At 49.3% G+C, this 15,734-nt stretch carries 16 protein-coding genes; 6 read left to right on the top strand and 10 right to left on the bottom strand.

What is annotated here, in order from left to right; translation table 11 throughout:
* Positions 1 to 127 precede the first annotated feature (127 nt).
* Together mepM and znuA are read right to left on the bottom strand one after the other, a co-directional pair.
* Positions 128 to 1,453: a murein DD-endopeptidase MepM gene (gene mepM, locus HMPREF3091_RS11740; protein ID WP_035502345.1), complete on the bottom strand. Its 1,326-nt coding sequence runs from the start codon at positions 1,451 to 1,453 to the stop codon at positions 128 to 130.
* Between the two features lie 13 nt (positions 1,454 to 1,466).
* On the bottom strand, positions 1,467 to 2,477 hold the full coding sequence (gene znuA, locus HMPREF3091_RS11735) for a zinc ABC transporter substrate-binding protein ZnuA (protein WP_070716027.1): 1,011 nt from the start codon (positions 2,475 to 2,477) through the stop codon (positions 1,467 to 1,469).
* Between the two features lie 73 nt (positions 2,478 to 2,550).
* Here znuA and znuC point away from each other — a divergent pair, with 73 nt between their 5' ends.
* Positions 2,551 to 3,342, top strand: coding sequence for a zinc ABC transporter ATP-binding protein ZnuC (gene znuC, locus HMPREF3091_RS11730; protein WP_070716026.1), 792 nt, complete (start codon positions 2,551 to 2,553; stop codon positions 3,340 to 3,342).
* Complete coding sequence (znuB, locus tag HMPREF3091_RS11725) at positions 3,339 to 4,124, top strand: zinc ABC transporter permease subunit ZnuB (RefSeq protein ID WP_004090248.1); 786 nt, start codon at positions 3,339 to 3,341, stop codon at positions 4,122 to 4,124. The genes znuC and znuB overlap by 4 nt, the downstream gene beginning before the upstream one ends.
* A gap of 69 nt (positions 4,125 to 4,193) precedes the next feature.
* Here znuB and ruvB read toward each other — a convergent pair whose 3' ends face one another.
* The 7 genes from ruvB to HMPREF3091_RS22225 form a co-directional block, all read right to left on the bottom strand.
* A complete protein-coding gene (gene ruvB / locus HMPREF3091_RS11720; protein WP_070716025.1) occupies positions 4,194 to 5,201 on the bottom strand; it encodes a Holliday junction branch migration DNA helicase RuvB in 1,008 nt (335 codons plus the stop codon).
* A gap of 22 nt (positions 5,202 to 5,223) precedes the next feature.
* Positions 5,224 to 5,838 (bottom strand): Holliday junction branch migration protein RuvA, encoded by a 615-nt coding sequence (gene ruvA / locus HMPREF3091_RS11715; RefSeq protein ID WP_070716023.1) that lies wholly within the window; start codon positions 5,836 to 5,838, stop codon positions 5,224 to 5,226.
* Between the two features lie 100 nt (positions 5,839 to 5,938).
* The gene (ruvC, locus tag HMPREF3091_RS11710; protein ID WP_004090254.1) at positions 5,939 to 6,460 is read right to left on the bottom strand and encodes a crossover junction endodeoxyribonuclease RuvC; all 522 of its coding nucleotides are present in this window, start codon (positions 6,458 to 6,460) and stop codon (positions 5,939 to 5,941) included.
* Complete coding sequence (locus tag HMPREF3091_RS11705; protein WP_035502351.1) at positions 6,457 to 7,203, bottom strand: YebC/PmpR family DNA-binding transcriptional regulator; 747 nt, start codon at positions 7,201 to 7,203, stop codon at positions 6,457 to 6,459. Before HMPREF3091_RS11705 ends, ruvC begins: the two co-directional genes overlap by 4 nt.
* A 118-nt stretch (positions 7,204 to 7,321) precedes the next feature.
* The gene (gene nudB / locus HMPREF3091_RS11700) at positions 7,322 to 7,756 is read right to left on the bottom strand and encodes a dihydroneopterin triphosphate diphosphatase (RefSeq protein ID WP_004090258.1); all 435 of its coding nucleotides are present in this window, start codon (positions 7,754 to 7,756) and stop codon (positions 7,322 to 7,324) included.
* Positions 7,756 to 9,546 carry an aspartate--tRNA ligase gene (aspS, locus tag HMPREF3091_RS11695; protein WP_070716022.1) on the bottom strand — a complete coding sequence of 597 codons (1,791 nt, stop codon included), beginning with the start codon at positions 9,544 to 9,546 and terminating at the stop codon, positions 7,756 to 7,758. The genes nudB and aspS overlap by 1 nt, the downstream gene beginning before the upstream one ends.
* Before the next feature lie 108 nt (positions 9,547 to 9,654).
* Positions 9,655 to 9,858 (bottom strand): FmdB family zinc ribbon protein, encoded by a 204-nt coding sequence (locus HMPREF3091_RS22225; RefSeq protein ID WP_004090264.1) that lies wholly within the window; start codon positions 9,856 to 9,858, stop codon positions 9,655 to 9,657.
* A 426-nt stretch (positions 9,859 to 10,284) separates the two neighbouring features.
* On the opposite strand from HMPREF3091_RS22225, the gene HMPREF3091_RS11690 reads away from it, so the two are divergent.
* Together HMPREF3091_RS11690 and HMPREF3091_RS11685 are read left to right on the top strand one after the other, a co-directional pair.
* Positions 10,285 to 11,100, top strand: coding sequence for a DUF72 domain-containing protein (locus HMPREF3091_RS11690; RefSeq protein WP_210403558.1), 816 nt, complete (start codon positions 10,285 to 10,287; stop codon positions 11,098 to 11,100).
* A 139-nt stretch (positions 11,101 to 11,239) separates the two neighbouring features.
* Positions 11,240 to 11,635, top strand: coding sequence for an MAPEG family protein (locus tag HMPREF3091_RS11685; protein WP_070716017.1), 396 nt, complete (start codon positions 11,240 to 11,242; stop codon positions 11,633 to 11,635).
* Between the two features lie 611 nt (positions 11,636 to 12,246).
* On the opposite strand, the gene HMPREF3091_RS11680 is transcribed toward HMPREF3091_RS11685, so the two are convergent.
* Positions 12,247 to 13,608 (bottom strand): amino acid permease, encoded by a 1,362-nt coding sequence (locus HMPREF3091_RS11680; RefSeq protein WP_070716016.1) that lies wholly within the window; start codon positions 13,606 to 13,608, stop codon positions 12,247 to 12,249.
* Between the two features lie 251 nt (positions 13,609 to 13,859).
* On the opposite strand from HMPREF3091_RS11680, the gene cmoA reads away from it, so the two are divergent.
* Both cmoA and cmoB read left to right on the top strand, forming a co-directional pair.
* Positions 13,860 to 14,702: a carboxy-S-adenosyl-L-methionine synthase CmoA gene (gene cmoA, locus HMPREF3091_RS11675; RefSeq protein ID WP_371328687.1), complete on the top strand. Its 843-nt coding sequence runs from the start codon at positions 13,860 to 13,862 to the stop codon at positions 14,700 to 14,702.
* Positions 14,699 to 15,670 carry a tRNA 5-methoxyuridine(34)/uridine 5-oxyacetic acid(34) synthase CmoB gene (gene cmoB / locus HMPREF3091_RS11670; protein WP_070716013.1) on the top strand — a complete coding sequence of 324 codons (972 nt, stop codon included), beginning with the start codon at positions 14,699 to 14,701 and terminating at the stop codon, positions 15,668 to 15,670. Before cmoA ends, cmoB begins: the two co-directional genes overlap by 4 nt.
* Positions 15,671 to 15,734: the final 64 nt, after the last annotated feature.

Below are 15,734 nucleotides of genomic sequence, written 5' to 3'. Positions count from 1 at the left end.
CCGTCTGACATTAATTTTTATCTAACTTTTTAGATATAACGGCTGACAAATCATTATCCTGCGCATTACTTGCGTAAAGAAAAACAGCCGGAGAATAAAGCCGGCTGTTTTGCGAAAGAAGTGAATTTTAATCTAGCTGAAGCTGTGGAACAACCTGACGCACCTGAGCTAAGTATTCTCTGCGGTCTTTACCCGACAACCCATCGGAGCGTGGCAACTGCGCCGTTAACGGGTTCACCGCCTGATTATTCAACCAGAATTCATAGTGGAGATGAGGCCCAGTAGAACGCCCTGTGTTGCCTGACAGTGCGATACGATCGCCACGTTTAACTTTCTGCCCTGGCTTCACAAGGATTTTTTTCAGGTGCATAAAGCGCGTTGTATATTGGCGGCCGTGGCGAATAACCACATAGTTACCGGCTGCCCCGCTGCGCTTCGCTATGACCACTTCGCCATCCCCAACCGCCAACACGGGAGTTCCTACCGGCATCGCAAAATCAACACCGCGATGCGGTGCAACACGTCCGGTGACCGGATTAACACGGCGCGGATTGAAGTTGGATGAAACACGGAATTGTTTGGTCGTCGGGAAACGCATAAAGCCTTTCGCCAAACCGCTACCCTGACGATCGTAGAATTTACCATCGTCTGCACGCACCGCGTAATAATCTTTCCCACCGGTACGCATTCTCACGCCCAGAAGTTGGCTCTGTTCGCTACGACCATTCAACTCTTCTCGAGACATCAGCACAGCAAACTGATCGCCCTTCTGCAGTTTGCGGAAATCCATTTGCCACTGCAGCGCCTTGATAACAGCGTTCACTTCGGAACGGCTCAGCCCTGCTGCGCGAGCGCTATTCACAAAGCTGCCGTTGAGCGTTCCGGTGATAACGTTGTTTTTCCATTCGCCCTGCTGAGATTCAACTGTCTCTTTGAAGTTGCCGTTAACCAGATTGTAGGTGCGGGTTTCGCGACGATTGACTTCCCAAGTCAGTTGCTGCAATTCGCCAGCGTCATTCAATACCCATGAAAGCGTTTGACCAATCTTCAGGTTACGCAGCGCGGGGTTCTGTTTAGCTAACGCAGACACTTCTGACATATCGATACCAAACTGCGTCAGGATGCTACCCAGCGTATCGCCTGTAGAAACAACGTAATCATGAGTACCGGAATCGTTATCCGCTTTGTCGTCTAATTCATCGGTAGGAACTTCATCTTCTGGTGCGGGCTGATCCAGTGGCTCACTGGCTTCAGGGACAAGGGTTCGCAACTGTTGATTATCCAAAGGAATAATCTTGGCAGTGGCGCTATCGCTATCAATGTTCGGTTGGTAAACGAATGGCCGCCAAATAGAGACGGCCAACGTGATGACGGTCAGTGACCCTAGCATAACCCGATGTGGTCGGGGCAAGTTGTTATACGCTAGGGCGATAGATCGCGCTATCTGCTGCACTCGGATGTTCCTCTTAATCTCCGTTCAGGCAGCTTAAATACTGTTGTGATAGCTGAGTTAAAAACCTCATGTAACTATCAGCACCCAGTGCGATTGCGCTTCCCAAGGGATCTAAGGTTCCTTGGCGGACTTTTGTCCCCTGCGCTACCGCTGAGATTACTGCCGGCCTGAACTGTGGCTCAGCGAAAACGCAAACGGCTTTCTGCTCAACCAGCTGTGTTCGAATTTGATGTAAACGCTGTGCGCCAGGCTGAATCTCGGGATTGACCGTGAAGTGACCTAAAGGAGTCAGACCAAAGGTGTTCTCGAAGTAACCATAGGCATCATGAAAGACAAAATAGCCTTTACCTTGCACAGGCCGCAGCATCATACCAACATTTTTTTGCGTCTGCTCTAGTTGTTCCTCGAATTTACGTAGGTTGACATCCAGTTTGTCTTTGTTTTGTGGACTTTGTAACAATAATTTATCGTGTATCGCTATCGCGATCTGTTTCGCAATGGCCGGAGACAGCCAAATATGCAGGTTATACTGGCCATGATCGTGATCGTGATGCTCTTCGGAGGCAGTCTCTGCGCCATTTGTAACATTATGTGCAACAGAATTTTCAGATTTTTCCGTGTTGCTTTCTGGTTCTACGGATTTGTGGTCGTGGTCATGATCGTCATCGCCAGCGATAAGCAGGCTGTGAACGGCTGGCAGACCTGACAGCATCAGATTTTTGTTATTTTCGAGCTGTTGGGTCGGTTTAGTCAGAAAAGCCTCCATTTCCGGCCCTACCCATACCACAAGGTCCGCCTCACGCAATCGTTTGATATCCGATGGCTTGAGTGCATAATCATGCGGAGAAGCTCCATCTGGAAGCAAAACTTCAGTCTCAGTCACACCGTCAGCAATTGCCGACGCAATAAATCCTAATGGACGTATTGAGGTCAATACCGCTGCCTGAGCGCAGCTGATACCAGCACTGGTCACCAATGCTGCGGCAATAATAGTGCGCTTAAACCACGCTTTTTTGTGTATCATGTCAAAATTCTCTTCGTCAATTTGGGCGATCGTTATATTATAACATTTCACTCATTCTGCAATACGCAAAAACATGTCGAGTCAAAATAATAGTAGTTTGCAAAATAACAGTAGTTTGGTATCTCTCAAGGACATTACGGTGAGTTTTGGCTCCCGCAACGTGCTATCACACATATCACTCGACCTGAAGCCGGGGCGCATTCTCACGCTTCTTGGGCCGAATGGTGCTGGAAAATCAACGCTGGTACGCGTGGTGCTGGGCTTAGTCAAACCCACATCAGGTTCAATTACCGCCGCCAATAATTTGACCATTGGCTATGTGCCACAAAAACTTCACCTTGACGCTACGCTGCCGTTAACCGTCAGCCGTTTTATGCGTCTGCGCCCCGGTGTGCGCAAAGACGATGTATTACCCGCCCTAAAGCGTGTTCACGCGGCACACCTGCTCAATCAGCCTATGCAGAAGTTATCTGGAGGCGAAAATCAGCGCGTTTTACTCGCTAGAGCCTTGCTTAACAAACCTGATTTGCTGGTATTAGACGAACCTACTGCTGGAGTTGATGTTAACGGCCAACTTGCGCTTTATGATTTGATTAATCAGCTGAGGCAAGAGCTTAACTGCTCGGTATTGATGGTTTCCCACGATCTACATTTAGTTATGGCAAAAACAGATGAAGTGCTGTGTTTGAACCAACATATTTGCTGCTCGGGGACTCCCGAGGTGGTTTCCCTGCATCCAGAATTTATTGCCATGTTTGGCAACCGTGGTGCAGAACAGCTGGCTATTTATCGCCACCACCATAACCACCGCCACGATTTACAAGGAAAAATCATCTTGAAGAGTAATGGGAGTCAGCAGTCATGATTGAGTTACTTCTTCCGGGCTGGATCGCGGGAGCGCTACTGGCGTTGACCGCAGGTCCTTTGGGGTCATTTGTCGTATGGCGGCGCATGTCTTACTTCGGTGATACGCTAGCGCATGCCTCATTGCTTGGCGTGGCGTTTGGCTTATTGCTGAATGTGAATCCTTTCTTCGCCGTTATTGTCGTTACTCTGTTGCTGGCGATTGGCTTAGTGTGGCTAGAGCGTCGCCCCACTCTCGGCGTGGATACCCTACTTGGCATCATGGCACACAGTGCGCTTTCGCTAGGCCTTGTCGTAGTCGCTTTGATGTCGAATGTACGCGTCGATCTCATGGCTTATTTATTTGGCGATCTGCTTTCGGTTACCTATAACGACATCGTGATGATAGCGATTGGCGTTGCCATTGTTCTCGGTATTCTGTGGTGGCAGTGGCGCCCACTGCTTTCCGTCACTATTAGCCCAGAACTCGCCCACGTAGACGGCGTTAATCTTGAGCGTGTTCGCATGATACTGATGCTGGTAACCGCGTTAACCATCGGTTTGGCAATGAAATTTGTTGGGGCTTTAATCATCACCTCACTATTGATTATTCCTGCTGCCACCGCGCGTCGTTTTTCCCGCACGCCGGAACAAATGGCAAGCATTGCCGTTATCATTGGTATTCTAGCGGTGACCGGTGGGCTAACCTTCTCTGCCTTTTACGATACGCCTGCAGGGCCGTCGGTGGTGCTATGCGCAACCGCCATGTTTATTCTCAGCCTGAGCAAAAAACAAAGCGTTTAACGTGAGATATCTGTAAAAGCAAAAAGCCCGAGACATTGAATATGCTCGGGCTTTTTTATTTAGCACTGGTTATGGCTCTTCGCGCGTCATACCAAAATGTTTGTAGGCATGATTGGTTGCCATACGCCCTCGCGGCGTACGCTGCAAAAATCCCTGCTGAATGAGATAGGGTTCCAATACGTCCTCGATAGTTTCTCGCTCTTCGCCGATAGCGGCTGCAAGGTTATCCAGTCCAACGGGCCCCCCCATAAATTTATCAATCACCGCCAGCAGCAATTTTCGGTCCATGTAGTCGAAACCTTCGGCATCAACGTCCAACATATTCAGCGCCTGCGTTGCCACATCAGCATCAATATTGCCGTCGGCGCAGACCTCCGCATAATCTCGCACGCGGCGCAGCAAACGGTTAGCAATACGCGGTGTACCGCGTGAACGACGAGCCACCTCGTGTGCGCCTTCTTCTGTCAGTGACAATCCTAAGCATTGAGCACTGCGGCCCACGATATGCTGCAAATCAGCCACCTGATAAAACTCAAGACGCTGCACAATACCAAATCGATCGCGTAACGGCGAAGTCAGAGAACCCGCTCGGGTCGTTGCGCCCACCAGCGTAAAGGGCGGCAAATCAATCTTGATAGACCTTGCCGCTGGCCCCTCGCCAATCATGATATCAAGCTGATAGTCTTCCATTGCTGGGTACAAAATTTCTTCAACTACCGGCGACAAACGATGAATTTCGTCAATAAACAGCACATCGTGGGGCTCAAGATTCGTCAGCATAGCCGCTAAATCACCCGCCTTATCTAGCACCGGCCCAGATGTGGTACGTAAATTCACGCCCATTTCATTCGCGACAATATTTGCCAACGTCGTTTTGCCCAATCCCGGCGGGCCGAAAATCAGCAAGTGATCGAGCGCATCGCCGCGCAGCTTGGCCGCTTTGATGAAAATCTCCATCTGACCACGCACCTGTGGCTGCCCGACATATTCAGATAGGCTTTTAGGACGGATAGCACGATCGATAATCTCTTCTTCGCTCTGCACTTCCGCAGTAATCAGACGGTCAGCTTCAATCATCCTTCATTTACCTCATTGGCGATTACAGCGCCGCGCGCAGTGCATCACGAATTAACGTTTCACTATCTGCATCTGGTTTGGCAATTTTGCTTATCATACGGCTTGCTTCCTGCGGTTTATAGCCAAGAGCAATCAGCGCGGACACCGCCTCCCCTTCAGCATCAATTTCGCTGGCAGGTTTTTTCGCTGCTGGTACCGGCAAATCACTATGATTATTGAACAAATCACCGGTGAGTCCTTTAAAGCGATCCTTCATTTCCACCACGAGACGTTCGGCCGTTTTCTTACCCACGCCAGGAAGTTTTACTAGCGTGCTCACTTCTTCGCGTTCAATTGCCGTAACAAATTGCTGGGCAGACATGCCTGATAAAATTGCCAGCGCGAGTTTTGGCCCCACGCCATTGACCTTAATCAGCTCGCGGAACAGCGCGCGCTCTTGTTTATTATTAAAACCGTACAGCAACTGCGCATCTTCACGCACCACAAAATGAGTGAAAATAATAGCTTCCTTTCCTAGCTCGGGAAGCTCATAAAAACAGGTCATCGGCATGTGGACTTCATAGCCTACACCGTTGGCTTCCAGCAGCACTTCTGGCGGCTGTTTTTCCAGAATAATTCCTCTGAGACGACCTATCACGCGCAATTCCTCTTAAATAGTAAATTCTTTCATTATGACTTACAGCTTATACCATAAAAAAGGCTGGATGAATATCCAGCCTATTATAGTTCGATCTGATTTACTTTAAACGCCCACGAGCAAGATTCAACCGAGCTGGGCTCGCGCGTAATGCGTTCTGGCTGACATGGCAATGCGTGATCGCCACAGCCAACGCATCAGCGGCATCCGCCTGTGGATTCGCAGAGAGCTTCAGCAGTGAACGCACCATATGCTGAACCTGCGCCTTTTCCGCAGCACCGGTTCCAACGACCGTCTGCTTGATCTGCCGCGCTGCATATTCGAATACGGGCAAATCAACGTTGACGGCAGCCACAATGGCCGCACCACGAGCCTGACCTAGCTTTAAGGCCGAGTCCGCATTCTTCGCCATAAAAACTTGCTCAATAGCAAAAATATCAGGCTGGAACTGGGTGATGATCTCGCTAACGCCGGCATATACCAGCTTCAGACGAGTGGGTAAATCATCGACAGAGGTGCGGATGCACCCGCTGCCGAGATATTCGAGCTTTCGCCCCACCTGACGGATCACACCATATCCCGTGATCCGTGAGCCGGGGTCAATCCCGAGGATGATACTCATTCCAGAGTAGCCGCAACCTCGTCGGAAACTTCACCGTTGTGATAAACTTCCTGCACATCATCACAATCTTCTAGCATATCGATCAGACGCATCAGCTTAGGTGCTGTTTCTGCATCCATTTCCGCCTTGGTGGAAGGTATCATAGAAACTTCAGCGGATTCGGAAACCAGACCGGCAGCATCTAACGCATCTTTCACTTCGCCAAACGTTTCCCATGGGGTGAAGACGTCGATAGCGCCGTCATCATAGGTCACTACGTCATCAGCACCCGCTTCCAACGCCGCATCCATCACGGTATCTTCGTCCAGGCCCGGTGCGTATGAAATAACGCCTTTCTTGGTGAACAGGTAAGAAACAGAACCATCCGTTCCCAGATTGCCACCCGTCTTCGTGAAGGCATGACGCACTTCAGCTACGGTACGGTTGCGGTTATCACTCAGGCACTCAACCATGATCGCAGAACCACCAGGACCATATCCTTCATAGATGATGGTTTCCATGTTGGTATCATCATCACCGCCTACACCACGCGCGATTGCACGGTTCAACGTATCGCGGGTCATGTTGTTGGACAGCGCTTTATCGATAGCCGCGCGCAGACGTGGGTTCGCACCCGGATCGCCACCACCTAATTTCGCAGCAGTCACCAGCTCGCGAATAATTTTGGTGAAGATTTTACCGCGCTTAGAATCCTGCGCAGCTTTACGGTGTTTCGTGTTGGCCCACTTACTATGACCTGCCATATGTTTCTCCGGTAAAAGCCGTAGGGCTTTAAAAATGACAAACTTTACGCCTGTTAGGATAAATTGTGGCAAACGCCAAAAGTGAACCTTTTAAACGATTTGCCACACAGGCACTTAATCAATGAACGAGTTCTTCAATCGCCTGCCGGTTGCTCCACGACTTGGTGAGCTGGGCAGCCTGCTCAACGTCTAGCCACTGATAGGCCAGATGTTCCGTCAGCGGGATCTCTCGCTCCGACGGCAGCGCCAGACAGAACCAGTGCTCCAAATTGCGAGTCACACCGGGTGCATAGCGATGGCGCAAATGCGCAAATAACTCAAACTCCACACAGTGCTGACAGTCCGTCAATGACAGGTTTTCACCTGTAATATCAATACCCACTTCTTCCTTTACTTCACGCTGTGCGGCGTGCGGCGCAGATTCGCCCTCTTCCAGACTGCCGGTAACCGACTGCCAGAAATCAGGATCGTCGCGCCGCTGTAACATCAGCACCCGACCACTCTGGCGAGCATAAATGACCACCAGAATCGACTCAGGACGCTTATATGCCATTAGGCTTTCTCTGCTTCGTCTGCGCTGCCCTTTTTGGCAACCACAGAGATAGAGAGTTCCTGCAATGACGCAGGATTTGCAAAACTTGGGGCATCGGTCAAAGGATCCGCTGCTGCCGTTGTTTTAGGGAACGCAATAACATCGCGGATGTTATCGGTACCGGTCAACAACATCACCAGGCGATCCAGACCAAAAGCCAGACCCGCATGTGGTGGAGTCCCGTATTTCAGCGCGTCCAACAGGAAGCCAAACTTATCGCGCTGTTCCTGTTCAGTGATCCCCAGAATACCAAATACGGTTTCCTGCATTTCGCCGTTATGGATACGCACAGAGCCACCGCCCACTTCATAGCCGTTCATAACCATGTCGTATGCGTTTGCAATTGCGCCGACGGGATGAGCTTTCAACTCGGCTGGGGAGATATCGCGTGGCGCAGTAAATGGATGGTGCATCGCAGCCAATCCACCTTCACCATCGTCTTCAAACATTGGGAAATCGATAACCCACAGCGGAGCCCAGCTATCTTCGTTGGTCAGCTTCAGTTCGCGACCTACCTTCAGACGCAACGCACCCATCGCATCGGTAGCAATTTTGCTCGTGTCGGCACCAAAGAACAGGATGTCTTCACTTTGTGCACCGGTACGTTCCAAAATAGATTCTAAAACGTCAGCGTTCAGGAATTTAGCGATTGGGCTTTGAACCCCTTCCATTCCCGCAGCACGGTCATTGACCTTCATCCACGCCAAACCTTTGGCGCCATAGATGCCAACGAATTGACCGTATTCATCAATGATTTTACGCGTCAGATGTGCACCACCGGGAACGCGCAGCGCAATGACTCGGCCTTTAGGATCGTTCGCTGGACCGGAGAAGACTTTGAAATCAACGTCTTTAACCAGATCGGCAACGTCCACCAGTTCCAGCGGGTTACGCAGATCGGGTTTGTCGGAACCGTAACGACGCATGGCTTCAGCAAACGTCATCACTGGGAATTTGCCCAGATCAACCCCTTTGATTTCCTGCCATAAAGAGCGAGCCAGCTCTTCCATCACTTCACGCACTTGTTCTGCGCTCATGAAGGAAGTTTCCACATCGATCTGAGTAAATTCAGGCTGGCGGTCAGCACGCAGGTCTTCATCGCGGAAGCACTTAACGATCTGATAGTAGCGATCGAAACCAGACATCATCAGCAGCTGTTTGAACAACTGTGGAGACTGCGGCAATGCGTAGAACTTGCCTTTGTGTACACGGCTTGGAACCAAGTAGTCACGCGCACCTTCAGGCGTTGCCTTGGTCAGCATCGGCGTTTCGATGTCGAGGAAACCATGGTTATCCATGAAACGACGCACAAACGCAGTGATGCGCGCGCGCGTTTTCAGACGCTGCGCCATTTCTGGACGACGCAGGTCAAGGTAACGATATTTGAGACGATTTTCTTCACTGTTAGTCTGGTTGAAATCCAGCGGTAAAGGTTCTGAACGGTTGATGATAGTCAGCGCGTGACCAAACACTTCCACTTCACCCGTGGACATCTCTTTATTCTTTTGGCTATCTGGACGTGCACGCACGGTACCCGTGATTTGCACGCAGAATTCGTTACGCAGCTCTGAAGCCTGCTGGAACGCTTCCTGATGATCCGGATCGAAGAATACCTGTACCACGCCTTCACGGTCACGCAGATCGATGAAGATTAAACCACCCAGATCGCGGCGGCGATGTACCCAACCGCAAAGCGTCACTTCCTGACCCTCATGGGACAAATTCAACTGCCCGCAATAATTAGTACGCATAACGATATCCTTTGGCTTTCTTATATACTTCACCGATGCCGCACCCGAACGTAGGCCGGGTGGGTGCTGCCTGTGCAGCCCTATTTAAACTAGTTAACTCAGTGCTTTCTAATTCTCTGACTTCACTGACTTTGGCTTAAAGTCAGTGGCATACCATCCGGTTCCCTTCAATTGGAAACCTGCGGCAGAAACGCGTTTTTTCAGCGTCGGCTTTCCACACGCCGGACAATCAACCAACGGCGCATCAGACATTTTTTGCAATTTCTCTAACTGATGATTGCAGTCGCTACAAGCGTATTCGTAGATCGGCATAGCTAGTGATAGATTACATGTTTGATGAAAAAAGGCGGCTATTATAAAGGAAATTCGCCGCTGCGATAAGAGCGGGCGCGCACTTTGCGCGGAATCTCGCCATCGATTAAAAACCACCCATTTTATTACTTTTAAGCCGCTATCAGCCTAACGCTGGCTTATCTGGTTATTTTTACAGCAAAAGAGTATGCGACTGTCCATTTTGACGCTTATCCTAACCAATAAGAGTTGATAAGAATCAATCAAATACTACAAATCCATCGTCGACTAAATATTTTGCCCTTCCCAACTTAACAGAACCGCTCAGGCAATGAGTAAACCATGATGTGCTTGAAAGTCTTGGAGAAACAAATTATGCCCTCTCATCCAAAGCAATCATCTATGGTATATTTTTTAAAGTCCTTACTCAGGAGCAACGTGGAAATGATGTATATCGGTTTGCCTCAGTGGCAACATGCAGCTTGGCATAAAATTGGATTACGCGATCTTGCTGATTACAGCCGATATTTTAACTGCGTTGAAGGCAACACCACATTTTACGCACTGCCAAAGCCAGAAATTGCCAGACGCTGGCGTGACATGACCGATGATAATTTTCGTTTCTGCTTTAAATTTCCGTCAATCATCAGCCATCAGGCCGCGCTCACACAGTGCAATGAACAGCTTAGCGCCTTCTATTCCAGTTTACAGCCCGTACATTCACGCATTGGTCAGCTTTGGCTACAACTTCCCGCCGCCTTTGCACCTTTACACTTGCCGCGTCTGTGGCAGTTTTTAGATGCATTGCCCAAAGAATTCACCTATGGCGTAGAAGTACGACATCCTGATTTCTTTGCCAAAGGGGAAGCTGAGCGTGCGTTTAACCGCGGCCTGCATGAACGACAAATTAATCGAGTACTGTTAGACAGCCGCCCGGTGCATCATGCTAAACCTCTCACGCCCGCGGTCCGCGATGCACAACAAAAAAAGCCCAAGCTACCTGTTCACGCCGTACTTACTGCTGATAACCCACTGGTGCGTTTTGTCGGCGGTGATGTTTTAGAAGATAACCGTCTTTGGCTACAACAATGGGAAAAGAAATTAGCGGAATGGAACCATAGCCATACCCCTTATCTTTTTATTCATACACCTGATTGCACAGATGCGCCACAGCAGGCTCGCGCACTTTGGCCATTGCTGAGCCAAAAAATAAAGCATCTTCCGCCACAGCCTGATTGGCCGTTGCAAACCTCGTTATTCTAGAAGCTAGGTCACAAGTTTAACCGAACTGATGGTTTAACGAACGAACTCCGTACCCACCAGCGATATTTCCTAGGGACAATTTTCCGATGTCTCGCTATTATTCATCTGCCGGTAAATTATTGGGCGATGGAGCTAAAAAATGGTAAGCGCGCTTTATGTCGTGCTCGGCGCACTGTTATTGATCAAACTGTCTTTGAACGTCGTCAAACTGCGTATGCAGTATCGTGTGGCCTACGGTGACGGCGGGTTTTATGAACTACAGACTGCGATACGTGTTCATGGCAACGCAGTGGAGTACATTCCTATTGCGGCCATTTTGCTTGTCATGATGGAGATGAACGGCTCTCTGATCTGGATGATTCACGTATGTGGAATCCTTTTGATTGCGGGTCGGTTAATGCATTCTTATGGATTACGCCATCGTGAAATTCGCTGGCGCCGTTCTGGAATGAGTGCAACCTATGTTTCACTGGTATTGATGGTTTTAGCCAACCTCTTCTACCTGCCATGGGATCAGATGTTTACGCTAGATTAGAGCCTTTCCTTAGAGAGTCAGTGTTAAAGGAGGAGAGTTTCCTCTCCTCCTTAGATGCGACCTGAATCAGCTAACAAACCTTAACGCTGCCTCAAGCAGTTGCACGACTGCAACCATGAATTTCGCCAGAACCGTCAATAGTTCGAGAAATTTCATACGCTCTCTCCAAGTTAGGAGCACTAACGATGACCTTGCCTTTCCGCTGCCTATCAGCCATCGGATTGTTGAAAAACACTAACGTGCTTCCTTGAGTTAAGGCACCAATCGACACCACTCGCTATTGGCTAGGACTTAAAACTCGTTGCCCGTTTGCGGCTCAAAACACGTTATCCCTTTCAACAAAAATGATTATATGCCAGAATACTGTATATGCAACCAGTTGTTTTGATGCTGTTAGTTAAGATTGTTGTAATGCCCAATGAATTGACTTGCTCTGCTTGCCATCATATATTTATCACGTTGAAGAACACTAACGTGCGCCGCGGCTACCAACCGCAGCGGTAAACAAAAAAACCTCGTTTATCCACGAGGTTTTTTTGTTTTTATCACACACGTCAGAGCCGCTAATAAAAAAGCAATCCGCAGATTGCCTTTTCAAGGTGACTGTTTGATTAAATCTTCGCTTTCTTACGAGAGAGCAAAAAACCAATCCACAGTACTGCAACCCAAATAGGTAATAGGATCACTGAAATTCTAATATCAGGGGTCATATACATAATCACCAGAATCAGGGCTAAAAATGCTAAGCACAGGTAATTTCCGTACGGATACCACAGAGCTTTAAATGCAGTTGTCACGCCTTGCTGATTCTTCGCAGCTTTAAATTTAAGATGCGCCATGCAGATCATCACCCAGTTAATAACCAGCGTTGATACCACCAAGGCCATCAATAGCTCAAACGCTTCACCCGGCATAAGATAATTAATCAGCACCACTGCAGACGTCGTCAGCGCAGACAAACCAATAGAGAAAATGGGAACCCCTCGGCGGTTAACTTTCGTCAGCACCGCAGGCGCATTACCCTGCTTAGCCAAACCGAAAAGCATTCGGCTGTTGGAATAGACACAGCTGTTATACACAGACAATGCAGCGGTCAACACGACAATATTGAGCGCGGTCGCGACCCAATTGCTATCCAATGCATGGAAGATCATCACAAAAGGACTTCCCCCTTGCACAACGTTTTGCCAAGGATAAAGCGACAACAAAACGGTCAGCGAACCGATATAGAAAATCAGGATTCTATACACGACTTGGTTTGTGGCTTTAGGGATACTTTTGCGCGGCTCACTGGCTTCAGCAGCAGTAATACCTACCAGTTCCAGCCCACCGAATGAAAACATAATGACCGCCATAGCCATAATCAGCCCATGCCAGCCGTTGGGTAGGAAGCCACCCTGCGTCCACAGATTAGTGATACTGGCCTGTGGTCCACCGGAGCCGGATGCTAGCATCCATGCGCCGAATACAATCATACCGATAATGGCGCCAACCTTGATGATTGCAAACCAGAATTCGGTTTCACCGTACACACGCACGTTGACCAGATTGATAATATTGATGATGACAAAGAAGCCCGCCGCAGACATCCACGTGGGAATATCGGGCCACCAGTACTGGATATAAATACCTACCGCCGTCAGCTCAGCCATTCCCACCAGCACAAACATGACCCAATAGTTCCAGCCTGCTAAGAACCCAGCAAAGCTGCCCCAGTACTTATAAGCAAAGTGGCTAAATGATCCGGCGACCGGCTCCTCAACCACCATTTCGCCCAGTTGGCGCATGATAAGGAACGCAATAAAACCACCGATAGCATAGCCAAGTAAAACGGATGGCCCCGCCATTTTGATCGTTTGCGCAATACCCAGAAATAATCCCGTACCAACGGCACCGCCCAGTGCTATCAGTTGGATATGTCTATTCTTTAATCCCCTTTGCAGGGTTTCTTCTTTTTGTTGCAGATCGCCCATTTTTTCCTCTGTGCGATAGCGTCATTAGCGCTGTGTGAACGCTGAACCGTGGCGCATCGTATTATTTTATTTACATTGCGGGCTGTTTTGTATCACTTCCGGACTATTGCAATCAAGCCAAACTTCATGCTAGGCATGCTAACTGTTGCCAGTTTATCCAATCGTCAACGCACTTATTTGTGCTATATCTGCCACGCACAACCCTCTTATTCGCGAGGGAATAGCCGCAGCAGGCGTTTATCTGCTAAAATATGCGCCCTTTGTTGAAACCGCATGCATCCTTGCTTATGTCAAACCGCAATACACGATCTGATAACACTTTTGATGCCGCTTCGGGTGGCAAAGACGATAGCGCTGACCGCGATACGCTTTTCTCGGCTCCTATTGCCAAACTGGGGGACTGGACTTTTGACGAACGCGTCGCCGAAGTCTTCCCCGATATGATCCAGCGCTCAGTGCCGGGTTATTCCAACATTATTTCCATGATCGGAATGTTGGCAGAGCGCTTTGCCCAGCCCAATACTAAAGTGTATGACTTAGGCTGCTCGTTAGGTGCCGCGACGCTCTCCATGCGTCGTAATATTCGTGCGCAAGGATGCCAGATCGTCGCCGTCGATAACTCTCCGGCGATGGTTGAACGCTGTCGCCGCCATATTGACGCCTTCCGAGCTCAAACGCCGGTCGAGGTTATTGAAGCCGACATTCAAAATATTGCTATTGAGAATGCCTCGATGGTCGTGCTCAATTTCACGCTGCAGTTTTTAGCCCCAGAAGAACGCCAGTCTCTCCTGAATAAAATTTATCAAGGCTTACTGCCGGGGGGCGTTTTGGTGCTGTCTGAGAAATTTAACTTTGAAGACAAAACATTAGGTGAATTGCTGTTTAACATGCACCACGATTTCAAACGTGCCAACGGCTACAGTGAGCTAGAGATCAGCCAAAAGCGCAGCATGCTAGAAAATGTGATGCTGACTGACTCGGTTGAAACACACAAAAGCCGACTGAATCAAGCTGGTTTTGAGCACGCTGAAATATGGTTCCAATGTTTTAACTTCGGCTCCTTGCTGGCCGTAAAAGGAGACGTCGTCGCATGATCGAATTTGGTAATTTCTATCAACGAATCGCAAATAGTCCTTTAAGCCACTGGCTAGAGGTTCTGCCGGCACAGCTAGCCGCATGGCAGCGTGAATCGCTGCATGGCAAATTTAAAGACTGGTTTAACGCCGTCGATCGTCTTCCTGAAATGACACCGCACTCTCTGGATTTACTCCATGGCGTCAGCGCCCAGGCAGAGCCTGAACTGGGGCCGGGTCAAAAAGAAGGTATTGAGAAAATGCTGCGCGCACTGATGCCGTGGCGCAAAGGGCCATTTGATCTATATGGTATCCACATCAATACCGAATGGCGTTCAGACTGGAAATGGGAGCGTGTATTACCGCACATTTCGCCTCTAGAAGGTCGCACTATTCTTGACGTCGGCTGCGGCAGCGGATACCACCTGTGGCGCATGATTGGTGCCGGAGCACATTTCGCCGTGGGTATCGACCCTATGCAACTGTTCCTATGTCAATTTGAAGCGGTGCGTAAGCTGCTGGGCGGCGATCAACGCGCGCACTTATTACCGTTAGGCATTGAGCAGTTGCCAGAGCTCGCCGCCTTCGACACGGTATTTTCCATGGGGGTTTTATACCACCGCCGTTCGCCGCTCGATCATCTATACCAGCTAAAAAATCAGTTGGTGAAAGACGGTGAGCTGGTGCTGGAAACCATTGTCATCGAAGGTGATGAAAATCAGGTGTTAGTACCCGGTGACCGCTATGCTCAGATGCGCAATGTGTATTTCATTCCGTCGGCTAAAGCGCTGGTTAAATGGTTGGAAAAATGCGGTTTTGTCGATGTACGCATCGTGGATTCTTGCGTGACCTCATTAGAGGAACAACGCCGTACTGACTGGATGATCAGCGAGTCTTTAGCAGAGTTCCTCGATCCCAACGACCAAAGCAAAACCGTGGAAGGCTACCCTGCGCCAATCCGCGCGGTTATTGTTGCCCGTAAGCCTTAATCTACAACAGGCGAAAAAAAGCCCCAACGATTTTTGTTGGGGCCATACTGTTTAGCGAAACTTC

The organism is Hafnia sp. HMSC23F03 (assembly GCF_001816025.1).
Lineage (GTDB): Bacteria > Pseudomonadota > Gammaproteobacteria > Enterobacterales > Enterobacteriaceae > Hafnia > Hafnia paralvei.
The sequence above is the reverse complement of the archived record's forward strand: the minus strand, read 5'-3'. Positions and strand labels throughout refer to the sequence as shown.

What these genes read in the sequence shown, in the direction of transcription:
- znuA (WP_070716027.1), bottom strand. Translation starts at nt 2,477, where the DNA reads ATGATACACAAAAAAGCGTGGTTTAAGCGCACTATTATTGCCGCAGCA.
- znuC (WP_070716026.1), top strand. Translation starts at nt 2,551, where the DNA reads ATGTCGAGTCAAAATAATAGTAGTTTGCAAAATAACAGTAGTTTGGTA.
- znuB (WP_004090248.1), top strand. Translation starts at nt 3,339, where the DNA reads ATGATTGAGTTACTTCTTCCGGGCTGGATCGCGGGAGCGCTACTGGCG.
- ruvB (WP_070716025.1), bottom strand. Translation starts at nt 5,201, where the DNA reads ATGATTGAAGCTGACCGTCTGATTACTGCGGAAGTGCAGAGCGAAGAA.
- ruvC (WP_004090254.1), bottom strand. Translation starts at nt 6,460, where the DNA reads ATGAGTATCATCCTCGGGATTGACCCCGGCTCACGGATCACGGGATAT.
- HMPREF3091_RS11705 (WP_035502351.1), bottom strand. Translation starts at nt 7,203, where the DNA reads ATGGCAGGTCATAGTAAGTGGGCCAACACGAAACACCGTAAAGCTGCG.
- nudB (WP_004090258.1), bottom strand. Translation starts at nt 7,756, where the DNA reads ATGGCATATAAGCGTCCTGAGTCGATTCTGGTGGTCATTTATGCTCGC.
- aspS (WP_070716022.1), bottom strand. Translation starts at nt 9,546, where the DNA reads ATGCGTACTAATTATTGCGGGCAGTTGAATTTGTCCCATGAGGGTCAG.
- HMPREF3091_RS22225 (WP_004090264.1), bottom strand. Translation starts at nt 9,858, where the DNA reads ATGCCGATCTACGAATACGCTTGTAGCGACTGCAATCATCAGTTAGAG.
- HMPREF3091_RS11690 (WP_210403558.1), top strand. Translation starts at nt 10,285, where the DNA reads ATGTATATCGGTTTGCCTCAGTGGCAACATGCAGCTTGGCATAAAATT.
- HMPREF3091_RS11685 (WP_070716017.1), top strand. Translation starts at nt 11,240, where the DNA reads ATGGTAAGCGCGCTTTATGTCGTGCTCGGCGCACTGTTATTGATCAAA.
- HMPREF3091_RS11680 (WP_070716016.1), bottom strand. Translation starts at nt 13,608, where the DNA reads ATGGGCGATCTGCAACAAAAAGAAGAAACCCTGCAAAGGGGATTAAAG.
- cmoA (WP_371328687.1), top strand. Translation starts at nt 13,860, where the DNA reads ATGCGCCCTTTGTTGAAACCGCATGCATCCTTGCTTATGTCAAACCGC.
- cmoB (WP_070716013.1), top strand. Translation starts at nt 14,699, where the DNA reads ATGATCGAATTTGGTAATTTCTATCAACGAATCGCAAATAGTCCTTTA.